Origin of the sequence: Pseudarthrobacter sp. NIBRBAC000502772, assembly GCF_006517235.1 — a bacterium.
In the GTDB taxonomy this organism is placed as follows: domain Bacteria; phylum Actinomycetota; class Actinomycetes; order Actinomycetales; family Micrococcaceae; genus Arthrobacter.
The window spans coordinates 4,725,665-4,745,980 of the sequence record NZ_CP041188.1 but is presented as its reverse complement, the minus strand read 5'-3'; the positions used below and the strand labels follow the sequence as shown (position 1 = coordinate 4,745,980).

General features: G+C 67.0%; 14 protein-coding genes. 7 read left to right on the top strand and 7 right to left on the bottom strand.

The genetic code is table 11. From position 1 onward, the window contains the following. Positions 1–344 precede the first annotated feature (344 nt). Both metH and NIBR502772_RS21990 read left to right on the top strand, forming a co-directional pair. Positions 345–3,995, top strand: a complete 3,651-nt coding sequence (gene metH / locus NIBR502772_RS21995; RefSeq protein ID WP_141141816.1) for a methionine synthase — start codon at positions 345–347, stop codon at positions 3,993–3,995. Between the two features lie 22 nt (positions 3,996–4,017). Further along, entirely contained in the window at positions 4,018–4,170 is a 153-nt protein-coding gene (locus NIBR502772_RS21990) for an LPXTG cell wall anchor domain-containing protein (protein WP_141141815.1), read from the top strand. A gap of 384 nt (positions 4,171–4,554) precedes the next feature. On the opposite strand, the gene NIBR502772_RS21985 is transcribed toward NIBR502772_RS21990, so the two are convergent. Together NIBR502772_RS21985 and NIBR502772_RS21980 are read right to left on the bottom strand one after the other, a co-directional pair. Beyond that, the gene (locus NIBR502772_RS21985; RefSeq protein WP_141141814.1) at positions 4,555–7,392 is read right to left on the bottom strand and encodes an ATP-binding cassette domain-containing protein; all 2,838 of its coding nucleotides are present in this window, start codon (positions 7,390–7,392) and stop codon (positions 4,555–4,557) included. Next, a complete protein-coding gene (locus NIBR502772_RS21980) occupies positions 7,389–7,940 on the bottom strand; it encodes a hypothetical protein (RefSeq protein WP_141141813.1) in 552 nt (183 codons plus the stop codon). The genes NIBR502772_RS21985 and NIBR502772_RS21980 overlap by 4 nt, the downstream gene beginning before the upstream one ends. Before the next feature lie 151 nt (positions 7,941–8,091). Here NIBR502772_RS21980 and NIBR502772_RS21975 point away from each other — a divergent pair, with 151 nt between their 5' ends. Beyond that, positions 8,092–9,525, top strand: coding sequence for an HNH endonuclease signature motif containing protein (locus NIBR502772_RS21975; RefSeq protein ID WP_141141812.1), 1,434 nt, complete (start codon positions 8,092–8,094; stop codon positions 9,523–9,525). A 184-nt stretch (positions 9,526–9,709) separates the two neighbouring features. Here NIBR502772_RS21975 and NIBR502772_RS21970 read toward each other — a convergent pair whose 3' ends face one another. After that, positions 9,710–11,152 (bottom strand): SLC13 family permease, encoded by a 1,443-nt coding sequence (locus NIBR502772_RS21970; RefSeq protein ID WP_141141811.1) that lies wholly within the window; start codon positions 11,150–11,152, stop codon positions 9,710–9,712. A gap of 12 nt (positions 11,153–11,164) precedes the next feature. Continuing rightward, positions 11,165–12,280 carry a PrpF domain-containing protein gene (locus NIBR502772_RS21965; protein ID WP_141141810.1) on the bottom strand — a complete coding sequence of 372 codons (1,116 nt, stop codon included), beginning with the start codon at positions 12,278–12,280 and terminating at the stop codon, positions 11,165–11,167. Between the two features lie 241 nt (positions 12,281–12,521). Between NIBR502772_RS21965 and NIBR502772_RS21960 the strand changes: the two genes are divergently transcribed. Next, positions 12,522–13,460, top strand: coding sequence for a LysR family transcriptional regulator (locus tag NIBR502772_RS21960; protein ID WP_141141809.1), 939 nt, complete (start codon positions 12,522–12,524; stop codon positions 13,458–13,460). 125 nt (positions 13,461–13,585) lie between these two features. After that, entirely contained in the window at positions 13,586–13,891 is a 306-nt protein-coding gene (locus NIBR502772_RS21955) for a hypothetical protein (protein WP_141141808.1), read from the top strand. A 54-nt stretch (positions 13,892–13,945) separates the two neighbouring features. Here the strand turns inward: NIBR502772_RS21955 and NIBR502772_RS21950 are convergent, their stop codons facing one another. Then, positions 13,946–14,689: an SCO1664 family protein gene (locus NIBR502772_RS21950; RefSeq protein ID WP_246848632.1), complete on the bottom strand. Its 744-nt coding sequence runs from the start codon at positions 14,687–14,689 to the stop codon at positions 13,946–13,948. Then, on the bottom strand, positions 14,690–15,361 hold the full coding sequence (locus NIBR502772_RS21945) for an MSMEG_4193 family putative phosphomutase (protein WP_141141807.1): 672 nt from the start codon (positions 15,359–15,361) through the stop codon (positions 14,690–14,692). It lies immediately after the preceding gene. Positions 15,362–15,452: 91 nt separating this feature from the next. On the opposite strand from NIBR502772_RS21945, the gene NIBR502772_RS21940 reads away from it, so the two are divergent. Next, entirely contained in the window at positions 15,453–16,841 is a 1,389-nt protein-coding gene (locus NIBR502772_RS21940; protein ID WP_141141806.1) for a sigma 54-interacting transcriptional regulator, read from the top strand. Positions 16,842–16,871: 30 nt separating this feature from the next. Continuing rightward, positions 16,872–18,875, top strand: coding sequence for a VWA domain-containing protein (locus tag NIBR502772_RS21935; RefSeq protein ID WP_141141805.1), 2,004 nt, complete (start codon positions 16,872–16,874; stop codon positions 18,873–18,875). A gap of 129 nt (positions 18,876–19,004) precedes the next feature. Here NIBR502772_RS21935 and NIBR502772_RS21930 read toward each other — a convergent pair whose 3' ends face one another. Beyond that, positions 19,005–20,300, bottom strand: a complete 1,296-nt coding sequence (locus tag NIBR502772_RS21930; RefSeq protein ID WP_141141804.1) for a D-arabinono-1,4-lactone oxidase — start codon at positions 20,298–20,300, stop codon at positions 19,005–19,007. Positions 20,301–20,316 lie beyond the last annotated feature (16 nt).

Genomic DNA, 20,316 nt, shown 5'->3' with positions numbered 1-20,316 from the left:
GACGCCTTGGTCTTCCCTGAATGCACCTTCTGACGATTCAGTATCCCCTCGAGCTCGATCGGATCCTGGTTCGCACTCAAGTGCCTACAGCACGAGTGCACGTCGCAAATTTTTTGAGCGGTTCGCGTACTTTGGTTCGCGACACGGCCACCGGTAAACGCTCAACAGCACCTCGGGACTGGCGGCGGCGTGACTGGACGGCCTCACACGCGGTTGCACAAAGGACATGTTTACGATTCCTGAGGCTGCGGCTCCTGCGCAGGGCCGACTGTGCCATGCGCCCCCCTCGTCGTAGTACACGGAAACACGGCGCAATGTTTCGGCCCCGCCCGTAGTCTGTTTAGATGCCTCGTTTTGCGCTTGATATTGAGTCCGTCCCCCGCCCCGTCCGCGCCCAGGAGCTGCTGGATGCGGTGAACCACCGGGTCGTCATTGCCGATGGGGCCATGGGCACCATGCTGCAGGGGCGGGAACTGTCGCTTGAAGACGATTTCCTGGGGCTGGAAGGCTGCAACGAGATCCTCAACGCCACGCGGCCGGACGTCCTCGCGGACATCCACGACGCCTACTTCGCCACCGGCATTGACGCCGTGGAAACCAACACCTTCGGCGCCAACTGGTCCAACCTCTCGGACTACGGCATCGACGACCGGATTGAAGAGCTCGCCCGGAAGGGCGCCGAGATCGCCCGCGAGCGAGCAGAAGCGGCAGAAAAAACAGACGGACGGATGCGGTGGGTCCTGGGCTCCATGGGGCCGGGCACCAAGCTCCCCAGCCTCGGCCACACCAGCTACGACTACCTCAAGCAGACCTTCGCCCTGCAGGCCGAGGGCCTCATCGACGGGGGAGCCGACGCCTTCCTTATCGAAACCAGCCAGGACCTCCTGCAGACCAAAGCCGCCGTCAACGGCTGCAAGCAGGCCATCGTCACCCGCGGCATCCGGCTCCCCATCTTCGTTACGGTGACCGTCGAGACCACCGGCACCATGCTGATGGGCTCCGAAATCGGCGCCGCGCTCACCGCCCTCGAGCCGCTCGGCGTCGACGCCATCGGCCTGAACTGCGCCACCGGGCCGGACGAGATGAGCGAGCACCTGCGCCACCTCGCCAAGCAGTCCTCCGTGGCCATCGCCTGCATGCCCAACGCCGGCCTGCCGATCCTTGGTCCCAATGGCGCGCACTATCCGCTGACGCCCACCGAACTCGCCACCGCGCACGAGCAGTTCGTGCGGGAATTCGGCCTGGGCCTCGTGGGCGGCTGTTGCGGTACGACGCCGGAGCACATGGCCGCCGTCGTCGAACGTCTTGCCCCCTTCCGCACCAGCGCCGCGGTCACCAGCGGCGGGAGGGGCGCCGACGGCAGCCGCCTTCCCACCGAGCGCGAAGCCGGCATCGCTTCCCTCTACCACCACGTGAATTTCGACCAGGAGTCCGCGTACCTCGCCATTGGCGAGCGCACCAACGCGAACGGTTCGAAGGCCTTCCGCCAGGCGATGCTGGAGGAGCGCTGGGACGACTGCGTCGACATCGCCCGCGAGCAGGTCCGTGTCGGCGCGCACCTGCTCGACGTTTGCATCGACTATGTGGGGCGCGACGGCGTGGCCGACATGAAGGAGATCGTCTCGCGTTTCGCGTCGGCCTCCACGCTCCCTCTGGTCATGGACTCCACCGAACCGGCCGTCCTACAGGCCGGGCTCGAACACATCGGCGGCCGCCCGGTGGTGAACTCCGTCAACTACGAGGACGGCGACGGCCCGGACAGCCGCTTCGCGCGAATCATGCCGCTCGTGAAGGAACACGGCACCGCCGTGATCGCCCTGACCATCGACGAACAGGGCCAGGCACGCACCACCGAGGGCAAAGTGGCCATCGCCACGCGCCTCGTCGAAGCCCTGGTGGGCGAATGGGGGATGCGCGTCGAGGACATCATCGTCGACGCCCTGACCTTCCCCATCGCCACCGGCCAGGAAGAAACCCGCCGGGACGGCATCGAAACCATCGAGGCCATCCGCCAGATCACCGCGAAGTACCCGGGCATCCAAACCACCCTCGGCGTCTCGAACGTGTCCTTCGGCCTGAACCCGGCAGCGCGCATGGCCCTGAACTCGGTGTTCCTGCACGAGGCCGTGCAGGCGGGCCTGACCAGCGGCATCATCGACGCCGCCAAGATCGTGCCCCTCGCTTCACTCCCGGAGGAACAGCGGAAGGTGGCCCTGGACCTCGTCTATGACCGCCGCGAATACGACGCCGACGGCAATGTCACGTATGACCCGCTGGCCATCATGCTGGACCTGTTCGCCGGCGTCGACACTGCAGCGCTCAAGGACCAGCGTGCCGCGGAACTCGCCGCCCTGCCCACCGGCGAACGCCTGCAGCGCCGCATCATCGATGGCGAAGGCAAGGGCCTGGAAGCGGACCTGGACCTTGCCCGCAGCGAAGGCATGTCACCGCTGGCGATCATCAACGACCAGCTGCTCGAAGGCATGAAAGTGGTGGGTGAGCGCTTCGGCGCCGGCGAGATGCAGCTGCCGTTCGTGCTGCAGTCCGCCGAGGTCATGAAGAACGCCGTGGCCCTGCTCGAGCCGCACATGGAGAAGTCCGACTCCTCGGGCAAGGGCACCATGGTGATCGCCACCGTGCGCGGCGATGTGCACGACATCGGCAAGAACCTGGTGGACATCATCCTCACCAACAACGGCTACAAAGTTTTCAACATCGGCATTAAGCAGGGCATCGCCGAGATCATGGCCGCAGCCGAGGAACACAACGCCGACGTGATCGGCATGTCCGGACTGCTGGTGAAGTCCACGGTGGTGATGAAGGAAAACCTCGCCGAACTCCAATCGCGTGGCCTCGCGAAGAAGTGGCCCATCATCCTCGGCGGCGCAGCCCTGACCCGCGCCTATGTGGAGCAGGACCTGGCGGAGCAGTTTGAAGGAACCGTCAGGTACGCCAAGGACGCCTTCGAGGGCCTGGCCCTCATGGAACCGCTGGTGCAGGTGGCCCGCGGTGCTGACCCCGCCGCCGTCGGTCTTCCGCCGTTGAAGAAGCGGATCCATAAGGGAGGCCCGAAGTTCACGGTGACCGAGCCGGAGGCGATGCCCGGCCGGTCCGACGTCGCCGCCGACAACCACGTGCCCGCGCCGCCGTTCTGGGGCACACGGATTGTGCGCGGCGTGTCACTCCACGACTACTCCGCCTTCCTCGATGAGCGCGCCACGTTCATGGGGCAGTGGGGGCTCAAGCCTGGCCGGGGTGATGACGGCGCCTCCTACGAGGAACTCGTGGAAGCTGAGGGCCGGCCGCGCCTGCGCTACTGGCTGGACCGCATCCTCGGTGAGGGAATGCTGGATGCGTCCGTCGCCTACGGCTATTTCCCTGTTGTCTCCGAAGGGGAACAGGTGGTGGTGCTGCACCACGGGGAGGATCGCGACGGCGTCCTCGGCACCGCGGGACTGCTCGCCCCCGACGGTGGATCAGGCGGTCCGATCGGCACCGACCGGCTGCGGTTCGATTTCCCGCGCCAGCGCCGGGACCGTCACCTGTGCCTCGCTGACTTCGTGCGCTCGCGCGAATCGGGAAAGATCGACGTTCTGCCGGTGCAACTGGTTACCGCCGGCTCGAAGATCGAGGAAGTGACGTCCGAGCTGTTCGCCGGAAACCACTACCGCGACTACTACGAACTCAACGGCCTGGTCATGCAGCTCACCGAGGCGCTGGCCGAATTCTGGCATGCCCGTATCCGCACCGAGCTTGGTTTTGCCGCCGAGGAGCCGAAGGACAAGGCAGGGTACTTCAAGCTCGACTACCGCGGTGCGCGGTTCTCGCTCGGGTACCCCGCGTGCCCTGACATGGAGGACCGCCGCAAGGTGACGGAGCTGCTGAAACCCGAGCGGATGGGCGTTGTCCTGAGCGATGAGCTGATGCTGCACCCCGAACAGTCCACCGACGCGTTCGTGTTCCACCACCCGGAGGCGAAGTACTTCAAGGTGTGAGTTGAAGGCCTAAGCTTCCCCTATGGGAATTATCGTCACACTGCTTATTATCTGGCTTGTCCTTTCGATCCTCGGCTTCGTGGTGAAGGGCCTGCTGTGGCTGGCATTCATCGGCCTGGTCCTGTTCGTGGCCACGGGCGTGTGGGGCTGGTTCAAGCGGAAAGCCAACGCCTGACGCCCTGCACGGCAACGCTGTGCGGGCCTGAAACGGCAGGCAACAACCTGGATTAGTGCGCTGGCCGTGTTGGGCGCATGGCTCCGGCCGGCCTCGGCCGGGGAGCAATACCGGTGGTTCAGGTGGCCCGCACCCTTAGATAAAGGAAGCGGACGACGGCGGGAGGTTCCCGCCGTCGTCCGCTTTCCGGGTGCCTGGTCCCGGGGTCCCCGTACGGTTGTAGTCCCCGCGCCGTTTGTTGACCAGGGTTGTCGTGTCGTCGAGGAAGAAGCACCGCTCCAACTCTGCCAGAGACGGCGGCTCTGCCCAGGTCAACGGGCCAGGACCGTTGGCACCGGTTCTTGTTCCATTGTTCGTGACGGGCTTTTTCCTGTGCGCAGCGCTTCAAGGTGTGAGTTGAAGCCGGTCCCTGGCCTGGGTGGAGTGAGCCTGCGCGGCTTGCCCGCCCATGCTAGAGACCGGCTTCACCCGCCGGAGGGCGGCGAGAATGGCCCTTCCCACCACAGCAATTCCGATGATGGTGGTGATGGCGCGCAGGGTGTCCCAGCCCGCCGTCGACGTCACCAGCGAGTAGAGCAGGAAGCTGCTGAGGTTGGTGCCCAGCGGCGCGCCGGGCAGGTAGGAGATGCCGGTGCCGGCGCCCACGGCGAAGGGCCAGAACCACAGGTTGGTCAGCAGGCCGAACAGGTAGGACGCCAGGGCGCCGTAGCCGCCCAGCATCCACAGTTCGGCTTTGCCTCGCACCCGTCGTGGGAGCAGGCCGGCCCCGGCGCCCACCCACGCGCAGGCGAAGATCTGGAACGGTGTCCACGGCCCGATCCCGCCCCACAGCGCGCTTGAGAGCGCAATCGTGGCGGCGCCGAGCAGCATGCCGAAACGCGCGCCGAACGCCCTGCCGGCGAGGATCAGCAGGATAAAGACAGCCTCCACGCCCCCGACGCCGGTGCTCGCCACCCGCACCGCGGAACCGACCGCGGCCAGGACGCCGAGCAGCGCCACGGTATGTGCGGAGCTGACCGAGCCGTCCAGGGAGACCACGATGGCGATGACGGCGAGCGGCGCGATGGCCAGCGCTGCGTAGGGGAGCGCCGCGGCGGCATCTTCCGGAAAAGCGGCGGCGAGCAGCGGCCAGCAGAACGCTGCGAGGGCAAGGACGTTTGCCGCTGCGAGAACTGCGAGTTCTGCGGCGCGTGGCATCCGGATGCGGTGATGCCTTGTCGGGGCGTGCGAGTCCGGTTGTTCGGTGACGCGTGGCCGGGGTCCGGCATTTTCCTGCCGGGGAAGCGGAAGGGGCGGTTCCGGGGCGGCTTCTGGTGCGGAGGAAGGCGCGACGCCGTCACTCATCGGGAGGATCCGGGCACCGAGGCCGTGGGCAAAGTCGTGGTCGTGCGTGGCGATGAGGACAGCCGCGCCGGAGTCCGCTGCCGCCCGCAGCGCCGCCGCGACTGCTGTACGCGCCGCAGGATCCAGTCCGCGGGTGGGTTCGTCGATCAGGAGTACCTGGGGGTTGTCCATGGTCTGCAGCGTGATGGCCAGGATCCGGCGTTCACCGGCTGAGAGGTCGCGGGGGTGCTCGTGCCCGATCGGAACCCGGACGTCTCTCCGCAGACGGGCCAGGTGTGATGCTGCAGATATGTGGGAAATGGCTGGGCGGCGCCGGTCTGCGTGGCGCCCGGCGCGCGCCTGCCGCTTCTCGGCCGCGCGGAGCTCGCCCGCGACCGTATCCCTGGTGAAGAGGTCGTCCGAGGCGTCCGGAACGAGGGCGACGCGGCCGCCGTCGACCGTGCCGCCGTCGACCGTTCCTTCACCCAGGGCGAGCGCCACCAGGAGGGACGACTTCCCGGCACCGTTCGGCCCCACCAGGGCCACCACTTCACCCCGGTGCAGGGTCAGGGACGCCTCGCGCACGAGCGGCTTGCCTTTTCGGTGCACGGCGAGGTTTGTCGCAGTCAGGACGGGCACGTGCTCAGCTGGCTCCGCCGTTGGACGGACCTCGCGCGGCGCAGAAGGGGAGGGTGCCGCACCCGGTACCAGGGCGCCGCCGTCGATGGTCCACCACGCATCGGCAACCGGGACGAACTGCGCAGCCCGGTGCTCCGCCACGATGACACAGACACCGTCATGGTGGGCGAGATCGTTGAGGACGGCGATGACGTGCCCGCGGGCAGCGGTGTCGAGATCGGCCAGGGGCTCGTCGACCAAGAGCAGGGCCGGGTGCTCCACCACCGCGGCCGCGATGGCCACGAGTGTTGCCTCACCCGCCGAGAGAGTGCTGATGTTCCGGTCCAGCAGCGCCGACACCCCGATGCGCTCCGCGACCTCCAGCACCCTTGCCTTGGTGGTCCCGGAAGCCATGCCGCGCAGCTCAAGGGCGAGGGAAATTTCGTCCCGGACCCGGGTGCTGGCGAAGGCGGCGCGGGGATTCTGCAGGACGACGCCGATGAACCGGGCGGTATCGCGCGGCGCCGTGGCGGCGCGGTCCGTCCCGGCGACGCGCACGGTGCCGGAAATTTCTCCGCCGTCAACGTGGGAGAGGAGGCCGGCGATGCCCCGCAGGACGGTGGACTTGCCTGAGCCGGTGGGCCCGGTCATGACCGTGATGGACCCGCTCGACGGCGTGAATCCGGCGACGCGTATCTCCGCGTCACCGATGCGGAACTGTGCGTCCCGGACCAGAAGCGGGCCGCAGTCGTTCCCTGGTTGGTGTGCGGCCCGGCTCCCGAAGCCGCGCAGCTCCAGGGCCGCGGCCACCCGGCTCGCGTGCTCAAGGGTGCGCTCGAGCACGGGCACGAGGGCGCGGGGCCCGAAGCGTTCGCCCCGCAACCGGAACGCGAGGCGGACCGAGGTCACGGCGTCGGCCAGTGCCGGGAGCGCCGCCCAAGCTACTACAAGGGTCCGGGCGAGGCCCTGCATGGGGCCGCGGCGGGCCAGGTGCACAAAGCCGCGGGCCACGTCCACCCAGGCGTTGAGCAGTCCGAAGGCGAGGAACATCCCCGCAATCGGCACGGCTGACACGACCGCGGCCCACAAACCTGGTCCGGTGACGGGACCAAGGAAGACCACATGCGCGTACGGGGCAGGCAGCCGGACCGCCGGCAGGTCGAGCAGCAGCGGTTCGCCAAGGCCCGCCCCGTTGAAAAGGATGCGGTAGATGACCCGCGCCGCGATGAACACAACGGCGAGGGCCGCCGCTGCGCGTAACGGCGCGGGTCGAAAGGTCATGCCTTGGGGGCGGCCGGTTCGCCGTCGACGGTGTAGAGCAGCTCGAGGCTCTCTCCCGGGTTGACCTGCAGGGTGGCGAGGCCTTCCTGCGCGTAGGCCCAGTCGCCGGTGGCCGGCTTAACCCAGAGAGACCAGTAGGCGAAGGCTGCGGGCATTCCCGCGCACTCTTCCTTGTACGTGCCGCCCTTGTGGGTGATCTCAAGATCCGCGGCCGGGACGCCGTTCACACGGCACACCAGTTCGGTGGGGTACTGCGTGGTGCCCACGGTCTTCACCTTGGCCTCGTCGAGCACCTTGGCAGCGGGCGTGGCTGCCGACACGGGCACGCACACGGAAGTATCAGCGGCAGCCTGCTTCAGGGCGCCGGAATCGACGATGACCTTCACCCCGGCGCAGGGCCCGGAGGCGCTGGGTGAGGCGCTCGCCGAGGAGGCCGGTGCAGAGGTGGGCTGGGTGGTGGCCGGCGCGGAACAGGCGGCGAGGGCAAGCAGGAGACCGGCGGCGGCGAGGGAGCTCGCGGCGGCGGTGCGGATCTTAGTCAAAGTCACGCTTCAAGGGTAGGGCGTGGCCAATCGGGATTCGGAAGCCGTCACGTTGTGTGACGTGAGGACTCCTTGGACATGGCCAGGAGATTTGCCTGCGCATCTTGACCGGATGGGCCGCGACATGAATGTCAGACCCCCCTGCCATGCTGTGCTTATGGAAACCGTTGCGGTTATCGATGCGGGAGGCAGGGCCGCAGTGACGGCTGCCGTCGTGTCGGTGGCCGGGTTGGTCGGTCAGCTTGCCGGCGTTATTTCCTGCCCTTCGTCTCTACCAATCCAAGCTGATGTTGATCCGTTGCGGGAGTTCTCGGAGGCATGCCTGGAAGGGCTGGGCGTACTGGCGCGGGTCGAGTCGGCGACGGCGGCGGCGAAGATCCGGCTGCTGGCCGCCTACGCGGAGGCCGCAGCGGCGCTGGAGGCCCCGCCCGCAAGTGCATATGAGGCGTCGGCGCAGGAGATGTCCTTGGTGGCAGAAGTGGCGTGCGTACTCACCATCGGCGAACGCGCCGCATCGGCCCTTCTTGGCGAGGCCCATGCGCTGACTACGTCCCTGCCGGCCGCATTGGACGCGCTTCAGGCCGGGACCATCGCCTGGCAGCACGCCCGGATTATGGTCGACGAAACCGATGGCCTACCCCCGGCGGCCGTTTCGGCCCTGGAATCACACTTCTTCGACCCGGGGGCGCCGGACGGCGCCCGCTGTGCCACGCCCGGCGAATTGGTGCCCTCCCGGTTCCGGCGGAAAGTCCGGGCCTGGCGCGAACGCCACCACCCGGAATCCCTGGAGAAGCGCCATGCAAAGAGCGTGGCGGACCGTCGAATGGAATATACCCCGGACCGGGACGGCATGGGCTGGATCTCGCTCTACCTTCCCGGTGACACGGCCTGCGCCATATGGAACAGGGCCTCTGCCCTGGGCCGGGGGCTGCAGGGCGCTGACGAGTCGCGCACACTCACCCAGATCCGGGCTGACATCGCTGCGGGGCTGCTGCTGGGCAGCGCCAGCCAGCAGCCAGGTGAGGTGCCCTCCCCCAAGGCTGACGTCCTGGTGACCGTCCCCGTGTTTTCCCTCCTCGGGCTCACTGAGGAACCCGCGGAGGTGGATGGGTTCGGGCCGGTCCCGGCGTCGATCGCGCGTAGGCTCGTTGCCGATGGTGCCAGCTCGTTCTACCGGGTCCTGGTTGACCCGCGGGATGGAGCGTCACTGGAGATCGGCCGCACCAGTTACCGGCTCCCCGAATCGCTGAAGCGGTGGCTCAGGATGCGGGACGGTGCCTGCACTTTCCCGGGCTGCAGCAACCAATCTCTGGATAACGAGAACGACCACCTGAGGGCATGGCAGGACGGCGGGACCACCGGGATCAGCAACCTCGGACAGGTCTGCCCGAAACACCACCGCCTCAAACACACATCCGCCTGGACGCCTGCGCAGGCAACACAGAATGAACCACCTGGCTGGATTTCACCCACCGGCCGGCACTACCCACCCGAGCAACAGGACCGTGAACCTACGCACTGGCCACCTGGCTCCACACCCCACGCTTCCAGCCCACTCGAACATGCCACCATGATGTATCTCGCCGCCTGAAGATGATGGCTTGTTGTTCTGGTGTGCCCCGTCAACTCTCCTGCCTGGATGCGGGGAGTCCTACCCCGGGACGCCAAAGGCAGGACCCGTTGCCGGAGCCTGCCTTTGACGCGTACGGATGCACGCTCTTGCGCCCGTCTTTCGGGCTTCCTGTTGCGATGGAGTGCAGGAGCGGCGCCCGAAGTTACATGATGCCGGTGGGTACCAGCAACACCCAAGCCAATGCCGGAGCCACCAGCACCACGCCACCTGCGTACGTCATCAGCTGCTTGTAGACGCGCTGCCGGTCGTCCTCGCGGGCGTTGGCCACTACCAGGGCGCCGTCGGTGGAGAAGGGCGAGACGTCCACAACGGTGGCGGCGATGGCCAGTGCGGCCACGGTGCCGGAGGCGCTCAGCGAGCTGGTGGCCAGCAGCGGACCCGCCAGCGGAATGAACGCGGTGAGCAACGCCGTCGACGATGCGAACGCGGAGCCGACGCCGATCACGTAGCAGAGGACCAGCGCCACCAGCAGCGGTGCGCCCAGGGCCAGTGCCTGCTCGGCGAGGGTGTCGATGACGCCTACGTGCTGGAGGAGGGAAACATAGGTGATCATGCCGGCCACCAGCAGGACAGTGGACCAGGAAACGCCGCCAATGAAAGTGCGGTGTTCCTTGATGTTGACCAGCGCCAGGAGCAGGCCGGCGGAGAGGGCCACGAAGCCGATCGGCATGTGGAATCCGAGCGCGCACACCAGCATGGCGGCAATCAGTACCAGCGTCAGGATCTGCTGGCCGTGAGGACGGCCCGTGGTGGTCGTTTCAAGGTCGGCGTGCTGGCCCTCGCCGTCGCGCAGCTTGCCCAGCAGGGCGAACAGCACCACAGTCAGGACCGAGAGGATCAGGTTGATGGCGAAGCTGGCGGTGAACAGTGCGCCCTGGGAGATGGGGAAACCGTTCTTCACGGCGATGTCATGCACCAGCACGCCGGCCACGGAGAGGGGGGAAAAGCCGCCGGCGTGGGCGCCGTTGATGAGGAAAGCGCCCATCACCACCGGGTGGATGCGGGACTCGTAGGCCAGGCCAAGGGCCGCCGGCGCCAGCAGGGCCACTGCGGCGGGGGAGAAGGTGCCCAATGCTGTGAGGGCTGCAGCCATAAGGAAGAAGACCCACGGCAGCAGGAGGGTCTTGCCCCTGACGAGCCGCACACAGTTCTGGACGATGATATCGATGGTGCCGTTCCGCTGCGCCATGCTGAAGAAGTAGGTGACGCCGATGATGGTGATGACGATGTTGGCCGGGAAGTCCGCAAGGATCTCCTTGTCAGACATGCCAAGCATGAAATAGCCGACGCCGAAGGAGGCTACCAGCCCCATCACACCGATGTTCAGCGGCCACTTGGTGGCGACGACGAACATCACCACGAGGATGATGAGCGGGATGATCTGTACTGCGGTCATGCTCGGCTCCGATTCCGCGGTGGGCGCCTGGTTGAAGACGCCTCCCGCCAGAACGAGGGCAAGCAAACCAAGGAAGGTGATGCCTACCACCGCCATCAGCAGGATACGGCGGCGGCGGGCGGGACGCGGAGACTTTTGGTCCCGGGTCTCCTCAACAGCGTCGGTGGGGCGTTGCACAGTCTTAGTCATGGCGGGTACTCCTCATTGAGTGGCTCCCGCGAGGGACGCTTCGGCAGCAGTTCCGAGGGCCTCGGGGAGGTGGATGATGGTGGTTGCGATGCTGCGGGCCGTGCGGTCGACGCCGACGAGCAGGGCGCCGTCGTGATCCTCGGTCCAGGTTTCGATGACTCCGGCGGGGGTTCGCAGTTTCAGCGTGGCCCCCAGCCCGCTGCCGGTCATGGCATGCAGGACGGTGCCCGGGGTGCGGGCTGCCAGGGTCAGGGCGATGCTGCCGGTGATGGCCAGTGCCGGGTGGGGCCGCCCCATCGAAAGCATCATGACGTTGATGTCGCTGCCGTCTTCTGCGGGCGACGGGGCGGCGGCGATGGCCAGCTTGGGGATGGCCCGCGCCGCCTGGGCGGTGGTGGGTGCCAGTCCCATCCGCACCGCCGCCTGCCGCCGGATCTGGTCCAAGGTATCCAGCTGCAGTTCGACGCCGGCCTGCCAACTGTCGTAGCGGTCGGCGTCCAGGCCAAGCTCCTCGGCCCGAACGATCACCACGGGTGCGCCGGCGTCCACCATGGACACTGTCCAGCGGGTTCCGCCGGCGGTGATGGTGTCCGTCACCGAGCCGGTGGGCAGCAGCGTTCCGGTGGTCTTCCCGGCAGGATCGTGGAAGCCGAGGCCCACTCGGTAGCCGGGAAACGGGACGCCAGGCATCTGGGCGTCCGGGACGATGGGCAGGGCGCCGGCGGGGGTTGCTACCCGCTGGACAATGATCTGCCCGGTGTTGGTGTTGCGGGTGACAATCCTTGTGACGTCCCCGCTGGGAACAACCCATCCCTTTTCAATCGCGTACAGGCCAACCACAGCTGAGCAGTTCCCGCAGTTGCTGCCCCAATCCACTGAGGCTTCTTCGATGCCCACCTGCGCGAAGGTGAAGTCGACGTCGATATCGTCATCGTCAGGCCGGTGCAGGATTACCGCTTTGCTCGTGGTGGAGGTTGCGCCGCCGACGCCGTCGATCTGCCGGGAGTCGGGGCTGCCGAACACTCGGGGCAACAGCGAGTCCAGGCTGGCGCCGCCGCCCAGATGCTCGGCTTCAAACACCCAGCACTTGCTGGTGCCTCCGCGCATCCACTCTGCTTCGATCTTCATTGTTCCTTCACATCTCCTTGTGCCTCGATTACTTCAAGGGGCCCTGGTAAGAGATTGATCCGGATCACAAATTAAGACAATGTTCAATAATTGATGGGGGATGTAGGATTGCTTCAATCATTGTTGCTGTGCGTCTGCTGCGCCGGGTTATCCGCACTTGCGGTTGCAAGAAGCAGGCCAGGAACCGTGCGCTGCAGGCCTGCGTGCACTAAATGAACTAAATCTGCCGAAGGGTAAAGCAATGCTTAACGACGAGAAGGAGCACCTTTTCGATATTCGGCGCCTCACGCTGTTGCTGGAGGTGGTGGAGCAGGGTTCAATCACCGCCGCGGCGGACCTGATGATGTATTCGCCCTCCGCCGTTTCCCAGCAGCTGCGCAAGCTGGAACAGGAGGTGGGGCAGCCCCTGCTCAACCGCCGCTCCCGTGGCGTTGTGCCCACCGAGGCCGGGCAGGTGCTGGCGGGCCACGCGCGCCAGATCCTCCGACAGATGCGGGCCGCCCAGTCGGACCTGGACCAGATCGCAGGCCTCAAGCGGGGAGCCTTGACCGTGGGCACCTTTCCCACGCTGGCAGGGTCCTTCCTGCCGATCGTCATCCGCGCCTTCAAGAAGCGGTACCCGGCCATCAGCCTCTCGCTGCGCAGCGCCCGCTTCGATGAACTAGTGGCCGACCTGCAATCGGGGGTCACCGGCCTGTGCCTGTTGTGGGATTACCCATGGAACAGATTCCATGACGACTCCATCCGGGTTACGGAGGTCTTCCGCGAGAGCACAGTGATCCTGGTGGCGGGCAACCACCCGCTCGCCGACCGGGAACAGGTGAGCATGGAGGACCTGCGCGACGAGTCATGGATTGTCCGTGCGGAAGCACATCCGGTGGTCGAGGTGCTGCAGCGTTCAGCCCACAGCGCCGGGTTCGAACCCACCATCGGATTCCTCGCCAACGACTACCAGGAGGCCCAGGCGATGGTCAGTGTGGGGATGGGCGTGGCCATGGTGCCCAAAACCGCCGTCGCGCTTCAGCACCCGGATGTCCGCGTGCTCAGCCTCGGGGACGCTGCCCCCTTGCGCCGCGTCCTGCTCGCCCAGCGCCAGGACAAGGTCTACGCACCCGCAGAGGTGGCTTTCCACTCCACGCTGCTCGAAATTGCCCGCGAACGGGCCGGCGACTACCTCTAAACAGGGGAAATCGGTTGGCGGGGGTGCTCGCGGCATCGCCGATTCAAGGCCTTCGCTCCGGCCCTACCGGGATGACTTTGGAAGGCCTATCTTTGAGCTGTCACAGCCCAGGGAAAGGAACAACGATGTTCACCTTGCAGATCAGCTATCCAGTCCGGGACTACGAGGCTTTCAAGAAAGTATTTGACTCCGATCCGGCAGGCCGCGCCGCCTCGGGCGCCAGGTCTGTCCGGCTGCTCCGGGATACGGACGACCAGAACAGCGTGGCCGTGCTCCTTGACTTCGACACGAAGGATGCCGCGACCGTCTTTCTGGAACGGCTCCGCAGCGAGGTATGGGACAAGCCTGAGGTGATAGGGCAGCTGATGACGGCAGCGCCCACTGCGAGGATCCTGGAGGAGACGGCCCGCGAGGGTGAGGGAGCGGGCTGACCGCTGAGTATCCGGGGTTCCGCCGAGCCACTTCGTTGCGGCCCGAGACGTTGGTCAAACCAGCGGCCACGGGTAGCGCATGCCGGTGCGGTCAACCGGCAGCACGCCTTCGCGCAGCAGGCGCTGGACGCGGCGCTGCAGGGCGGCTACCTCGTCGACGTCGAGGAGTTGGGCCACGTCGGGAGGCGCCGCTTCTGCGAGCGGAGCTATGTCCTCGAGCAGGCCATCGGGGATGGGTTCACCGGCGAAGTCCCAGATCACGGTGCGCAGTTTGAAGCTGGCGGAGAAACACAGGCCGTGGTCGATGCCCCACACCCGCCCGTCGTCGCCGCGCAGCACGTGTCCGCTCTTGCGGTCGGTGTTGTTGCTGACGTAGTCGAACAGGGCGATGCGCGCCAGCTCTCGATGGGTCTCGGGGGCGTCGGCGAACAGGGTGAAGTAATGCTCTTGGAAGTCGCACTGGATGAACCACTGCAGCGACCCGACCCCCAGCGGGGCCTCCTCGCGGATCACCGTCGGCGGCACGAGGCCCCACCCCAGCGACTCGCTGAGCAGGTAGGCTGCCCGTTCCCGCCGGTAGAGCCCGGGCTCGAAATCGGGCAGCGGCCGTTCCCCGGCCTCCGGCTTGTAGACCGCATACGAGGTGCCATCCGTGCCGGTGACCTCGACGAGGAACGTCTCGTTGCTGCTGCGCGGAATGCGTCCCACCAGTTCGATGCTGCCCTCGCAAAGCAGCGTCAGCTCCCGGCCGGACACAGCCTGCCCCGTTTCACCGTCTGTCCCGCTGGCAGCACCCATTCACGGCCCCCGCAGCCCGCTGAGCGGTTCCGACGTCGAATTCACCATGAGCACGGCGGGCGCCTGCCCGTCCACAAAAGAGATGGCCGACACCGAACCCGGGCTGATGACGATGCGCTGGAAGAGGTCAAGGGGCGTGCCCAGGGCATGGGCGACGGCGGCCTTGATGGGATCGGCGTGGGAGAAACACGCCACCACGCCGCCGGCGTGGGCCGTGCGCAGCGCCTCCAGCGATCCGACAATCCGCGCCTGCATTTCCGTGAAACTCTCGCCGTTCGGGAAACGGAAGGTCGAGGGGCTGTGCTGGACCGTCTGCCATTCCGGCAGGGCGGCCACGTCCGCCAGAGCAGCCCCGGTCCAGTCGCCGAAATCGCATTCGAGCAGGCCGTCGTCGTGCGTCACGTTCCGTCCTGCGCGGGCCGCCGTCGGTTCTGCCGTCTCAACGGCGCGCTCCAGCGGCGAGGAATAGACGGCGTCCACCTGAAGGTCCCCGAGACGCTCCGCGACCTTCTCAGCCTGGGCGCGGCCGGCGTCGGACAGATGAAGCCCCGGTGCCCGCCCCGGCAACACCCTGCCCGTCGTCGGCGTGACCCCATGGCGCACCAAAAGAAGCAGGGTGCCGGGCGCACCCGGAGGCGGTGCCGGCGGTTCCGGCGGCGTTGCTGCAGTCATCAGGATCAAGCGTAAGACGCCGGCGCCGAGTGAGCAGGGAATCTCGACAAATCCCTCGATTCCCGGCCCGGTGGAGGTCTACCGTAGAGGGGTGAGTGATCGCCCCGATATCTTCACTGTTGGTGAACTGCGTGCCTCCGGCCACGTGCACAAGGACCTGCGCCGCGAAATCCGTGACAACCTGCTCGCCGCGCTCGCCGCCGGCCGCGATCCGTGGCCCGGGATGTTTGGCTTCAGCCGGACCGTCCTGCCCCAGCTCGAGCGGGCCCTGCTCGCCGGGCACGACGTGGTCCTGCTCGGCGAACGCGGGCAGGGCAAGACCAGGCTCCTGCGCACCCTGGCCGGGCTGCTGGACGAGTGGTCGCCCGTAATCGAGGGTTCGGAACTCAACGAACACCCGTACGAACCCATCACGGAACACTCCCGTGCCCGCGCCCTCACCGAGGGGGACCGGCTGCGGGTGGCGTGGCGCCACCGCTCGGAACGGTACGTCGAGAAGCTCGCGACGCCGGACACCTCCGTCGCCGACCTGATCGGCGACATCGACCCGATGCGGGTGGCCGAGGGTCGCCGCCTCGGTGACCCGGAAACCATCCACTACGGCCTGGTACCGCGCTCCAACCGCGGAATCATCGCCATCAACGAGCTGCCCGACCTCGCCGAGCGCATCCAGGTCTCGATGCTCAACGTGATGGAGGAACGCGACATCCAGATCCGCGGCTACGTGCTGCGGCTGCCGCTGGACGTCCTGGTGGTCGCGTCCGCCAACCCGGAGGATTACACGAACCGCGGCCGGATCATCACGCCGCTGCGGGACCGCTTCGGTGCCGAGATCCGCACCCACTACCCCCTGGAGCTCGACGACGAGGTGGCCGTCATCAAGCAGGAGGGGCACCTGGTGGCCGGCGTCCCGCCCGTCATCCTCGAGATCCTGGCCCGCTACACCCGGGCGCTGCGGCAGTCTCCGGCGATCAACCAGACCTCCGGGGTGTCCGCGCGGTTCGCCATCGCGGGCGCCGAAACCGTTGCCGCGGCAGCCCTTCGCCGTGCCAGCGTGCGCGGCGAGGACGAGGCCGTGGCCCGGATCATCGACCTGGACGCGGCGGTGGAAGTCCTTGGCGGCAAGATTGAGTTCGAGTCCGGTGAGGAGGGGCGCGAACAGGAAATCCTAGACCACCTCCTGCGCATGGCAACCGCGGAGGCCGTGCGGGCACACTTCCACGGCATCGATATGGGCCAGCTCGTGGCTGCGCTCGACGGCCACACCACGGTGACCACGGGGGAACTGGTCACCGCGCGGGAGTTCCTGGAGAACCTCCCGTCCCTCAACGGCTCCGGCCTCTACGACCAAATCAGTGAGCGCCTGGGTGCCACGAACGACGGGCAGCGGGCCGCCGCCGTCGAACTCGCTTTGGAAGGCCTCTACCTAGCTCGTCGGATCGCCAAGGAATCCGACGACGAGGAAACGGTTTACGGCTAAGCAGTTCCACAGCTGAGGGAAGGAGGGCCCATGAGCGTTCACAACCGGTCCAGATACAGCCGGTACAGGGGCGGGCCGGATCCGCTCGCCCCGCCGGTGGATCTGGCGGAGGCGCTTGACGCCGTCGCCGAAGACGTCATGGCCGGCTACTCGCCGCGGCGCGCCCTGCAGGAGTTCCTGCGCCGCGGCGGTCGCAGCCGGGAAGGCCTCGACGACCTCGCCGCCCGGGTACAGCGGCGGCGCAAGGACCTTCTGGGCCGGCACAAACTGGACGGCACGCTCAGCGAAGTCCAGAAGCTTCTGGACACCGCGGTGCTGGAGGAGCGCAAACAGCTGGCCCGCGACGCCATGATGGACAACACCGACCGTGCCTTCCGGGAGATGCAGCTGCAGAACCTGCCCCGGTCCACGGCGGCGGCAGTCAACGAACTGGCTTCCTATGACTGGCAGTCGAGCACGGCGCGGGAGGCTTACGAGCGGATCAAGGATCTGCTGGGCCGCGAGGTCCTTGACCAGCGGTTCGCCGGTATGAAGCAGGCGCTCGAGAACGCCACCGATGAGGACCGTGCGGCCGTCAACGAGATGCTGCAGGACCTCAACGGGCTCCTCGACAAACACCGGCGCGGCGAGGACACCGACGCGGACTTCCAGAACTTCATGGCCAAGCACGGCCAGTACTTTCCCGAGAATCCACAGTCCGTCGAGGAGCTGATCGACGCCCTCGCCCAGCGCGCGGCAGCCGCCCAGCGGATGCTGCAATCCATGTCCCGGGAGCAGCGGGAGGAGCTGATGAACCTCTCCGCCCAGGCCTTCGGCTCGCCACAACTCATGGCCCAGCTCGGCCAACTCGACGACAACCTGCGCGCCCTGCGGCCCGGCGAGGACTGGACCGGATCCGAACGCTTTGAGGGCAAGGAAGGGCTTGGCCTGGGCGACGGAACCGGCGTGTTGCAAGACCTCGCCGAGCTGGACGAGCTGTCCGAACAGCTCTCACAGTCCTACAACGGGTCCCGCCTGGACGACCTGGACCTCGACGCGCTGGCCCGCCAGCTCGGCCAGGATGCCGCCGTTACGGCACGCACCCTCGCGGAAATCGAGAAGGCAATGCACGACGGCGGGTACCTCCACCGCGGGGCGGACGGGGATCTCCGGTTGTCGCCGCAGTCCATGCGGCGGCTCGGGAGGGCGCTGCTGCGGGATACCGCGAAGCAACTCTCCAGCCGGCAGGGGCGCCGGGACACCCGCGTGGCAGGGGCAGCCGGGGAACAGACCGGCTCCAGCCGCCCCTGGGAGTTCGGCGACGCCGAGCCGTGGGACGTCACGCGAACCATCACCAACGCGATCCGCCGGACCATTGCCGACGGCGGCGACCCCGGCAGCGGACTGCGCCTCGCCGCGGACGACATCGAGGTGGCGGAAACTGAGGCGCGCACCCAGGCCGCCGTGGTCCTGCTGGTGGACGTGTCCTTCTCGATGGCCGCCCAAGGGCGCTGGGTGCCCATGAAACGCACCGCGCTCGCCCTGCACCACCTCATTTCCACGCGCTTCCGCGGCGACCGGCTGCAGCTGATCACGTTCGGCCGCTACGCGCAGACCACGGACATTGGCGAGCTCACCGCCTTGCCGCCCTTCCAGAACAAGGGAACCAACCTGCACCACGGCCTGCTGCTGGCCGGCCGGTTCTTCCGCAAACACCCCTCGATGCAGCCCGTCCTGCTGGTCGTGACCGACGGCGAACCAACCGCGCACCTGCTGGGCGATGGTGAGACCTGGTTCGACTACCCGCCGCACCCGGAGACCATCCGGCTTACCGTGGCCGAGCTCGACCGCCTGGGGCGTACCGGCACACAGGTCACGTTCTTCCGGCTCGGCGACGATCCCGGCCTCGAGCGGTTCGTCCAGCGTATGGCCCACCGGGTCGGTGGCCGGGTGGTGGCGCCCGAGACCGGGGACCTGGGCGCCGCCGTGGTGGGGGAGTACCTCCGCGCCCACTTCCGCGGACGCCCCTACGGCGACTCGGACTGGGTCAAATAGAACGGCGCTGACTCAAACGGAGAGCTCTGGATCATGCCCACCGACCAGGCCTGAACGGACGGAGGCGCGGGAGCAACCACGACGTATGCCCCGGAGCAAGGCTCCAGGGCATACTCCGGGATTGCTGATTTAGCCGACGAGGGCGCGGGTGTGGTCGTTGAGGAACATTCCACGAGGATCGAACTCGCGGCGCACTTGGATGAAAGTGTCCAGCTCCGGGTAGAGGCGTTCCAACCGGCTCCGGGTCATGAAGTGGATCTTGCCCCAGTGCGCACGCGGCTCGAATTCCTGCAGTGCCGTATCGGCATCCCGGAAGAACTGCCAGTAGTCTGTCCCGGGCTCGGTGGTCAGAGTAATAACAGTGCTGTCGCGCCCCTGGAACTGGGACATGTAGCCTTCATCGGCTTTCACCCAGCGGACCTCCACAGGGTACTTCTGCCCTGGATGCTTAGTGCGGATCAGCTCCTGGATGACTTCCACGGCGGCCAGGCCATCCTCGCTGCGGACGAAGTACTCCAGTTCGTGGAACTGCGTGGTGAAGCCACCCGGATAGATGCGGTACGAACGGTCCAGCCGGGCGCCTTCGATGCCTGAAATCTCGCTCTCGTCCTGGATCTGCGCCACGTTGTACCGCTTGGTGTAGCTGCGGTCCGCCATGCTCTGGCCCGGCGAACCCGGAAGGTCCAGGAGCTCGCAGGAATCGTCGCCCGGGCACCACAGGAATGAGTAGTGCCTGTTTGAGTCGATGTCGGTCTGCCACGTAGCTGCAGTCTCGGCCCACGTGGGATACGTGATCTGTTCCTGCAGGTAGTAGCTGTCCTCGACGGCCAACTCGACTTCCAGGAAGATCCCGAGCGTGCCGAGTGCGACCTGGGCAGCCCGGAGTTCGCGGAGCTGCCCCTCGCCGATTTCGACAATCTCGCCGTCGCCGTTGATCAGCTTCACCCATCGCAGCTTGGAGGAGAAGCTGCCCAGTTCCTTTCCGGAGCCATGCGTGCTGGTCGCCAGCGCCCCGGCGATCTGCTGCTTGTCAATATCGCCCTGGTTGCTGAGTGCCAGGCCCTGCTCCCACAACGCATCGCCGAAGGCATTGATGGTGGTCCCGGCAAGGGCCCTGGCGCGACGCCGGATCTTGTCGGTACCGGTGATCGCCGAGAGGCCGGACATGTCCATTAGAACGCCGCCTGTCTGAACCAACGGCGAGGACGAGTGTCCTGAGCCGACCGCCCGCACAGGCAGGCCTTCCCGGATGGCGAAACGGACGGCGTCGAGCGCTTCCTGCTCGGTCCGCGGCCTGACGGTGAAGGCGGGCGTAGCGCTCTGGTTCCCGCCCCAGTTGGTCCAGGTGACGTCCGTCCCGAAGGGCGCGGATGGGGTTGCCGCCCGGGCCGGGGACGCGGCCTTGGGAACGTTGGTGGTGGTCATTGCTAAGCTCCGTTGC

What these genes read in the sequence shown, in the direction of transcription:
- NIBR502772_RS21990 (WP_141141815.1), top strand. Translation starts at nt 4,018, where the DNA reads ATGGGAATTATCGTCACACTGCTTATTATCTGGCTTGTCCTTTCGATC.
- metH (WP_141141816.1), top strand. Translation starts at nt 345, where the DNA reads ATGCCTCGTTTTGCGCTTGATATTGAGTCCGTCCCCCGCCCCGTCCGC.
- NIBR502772_RS21950 (WP_246848632.1), bottom strand. Translation starts at nt 14,689, where the DNA reads ATGGGTGCTGCCAGCGGGACAGACGGTGAAACGGGGCAGGCTGTGTCC.
- NIBR502772_RS21985 (WP_141141814.1), bottom strand. Translation starts at nt 7,392, where the DNA reads ATGACCTTTCGACCCGCGCCGTTACGCGCAGCGGCGGCCCTCGCCGTT.
- NIBR502772_RS21930 (WP_141141804.1), bottom strand. Translation starts at nt 20,300, where the DNA reads ATGACCACCACCAACGTTCCCAAGGCCGCGTCCCCGGCCCGGGCGGCA.
- NIBR502772_RS21965 (WP_141141810.1), bottom strand. Translation starts at nt 12,280, where the DNA reads ATGAAGATCGAAGCAGAGTGGATGCGCGGAGGCACCAGCAAGTGCTGG.
- NIBR502772_RS21960 (WP_141141809.1), top strand. Translation starts at nt 12,522, where the DNA reads ATGCTTAACGACGAGAAGGAGCACCTTTTCGATATTCGGCGCCTCACG.
- NIBR502772_RS21955 (WP_141141808.1), top strand. Translation starts at nt 13,586, where the DNA reads ATGTTCACCTTGCAGATCAGCTATCCAGTCCGGGACTACGAGGCTTTC.
- NIBR502772_RS21970 (WP_141141811.1), bottom strand. Translation starts at nt 11,152, where the DNA reads ATGACTAAGACTGTGCAACGCCCCACCGACGCTGTTGAGGAGACCCGG.
- NIBR502772_RS21935 (WP_141141805.1), top strand. Translation starts at nt 16,872, where the DNA reads ATGAGCGTTCACAACCGGTCCAGATACAGCCGGTACAGGGGCGGGCCG.
- NIBR502772_RS21975 (WP_141141812.1), top strand. Translation starts at nt 8,092, where the DNA reads ATGGAAACCGTTGCGGTTATCGATGCGGGAGGCAGGGCCGCAGTGACG.
- NIBR502772_RS21945 (WP_141141807.1), bottom strand. Translation starts at nt 15,361, where the DNA reads ATGACTGCAGCAACGCCGCCGGAACCGCCGGCACCGCCTCCGGGTGCG.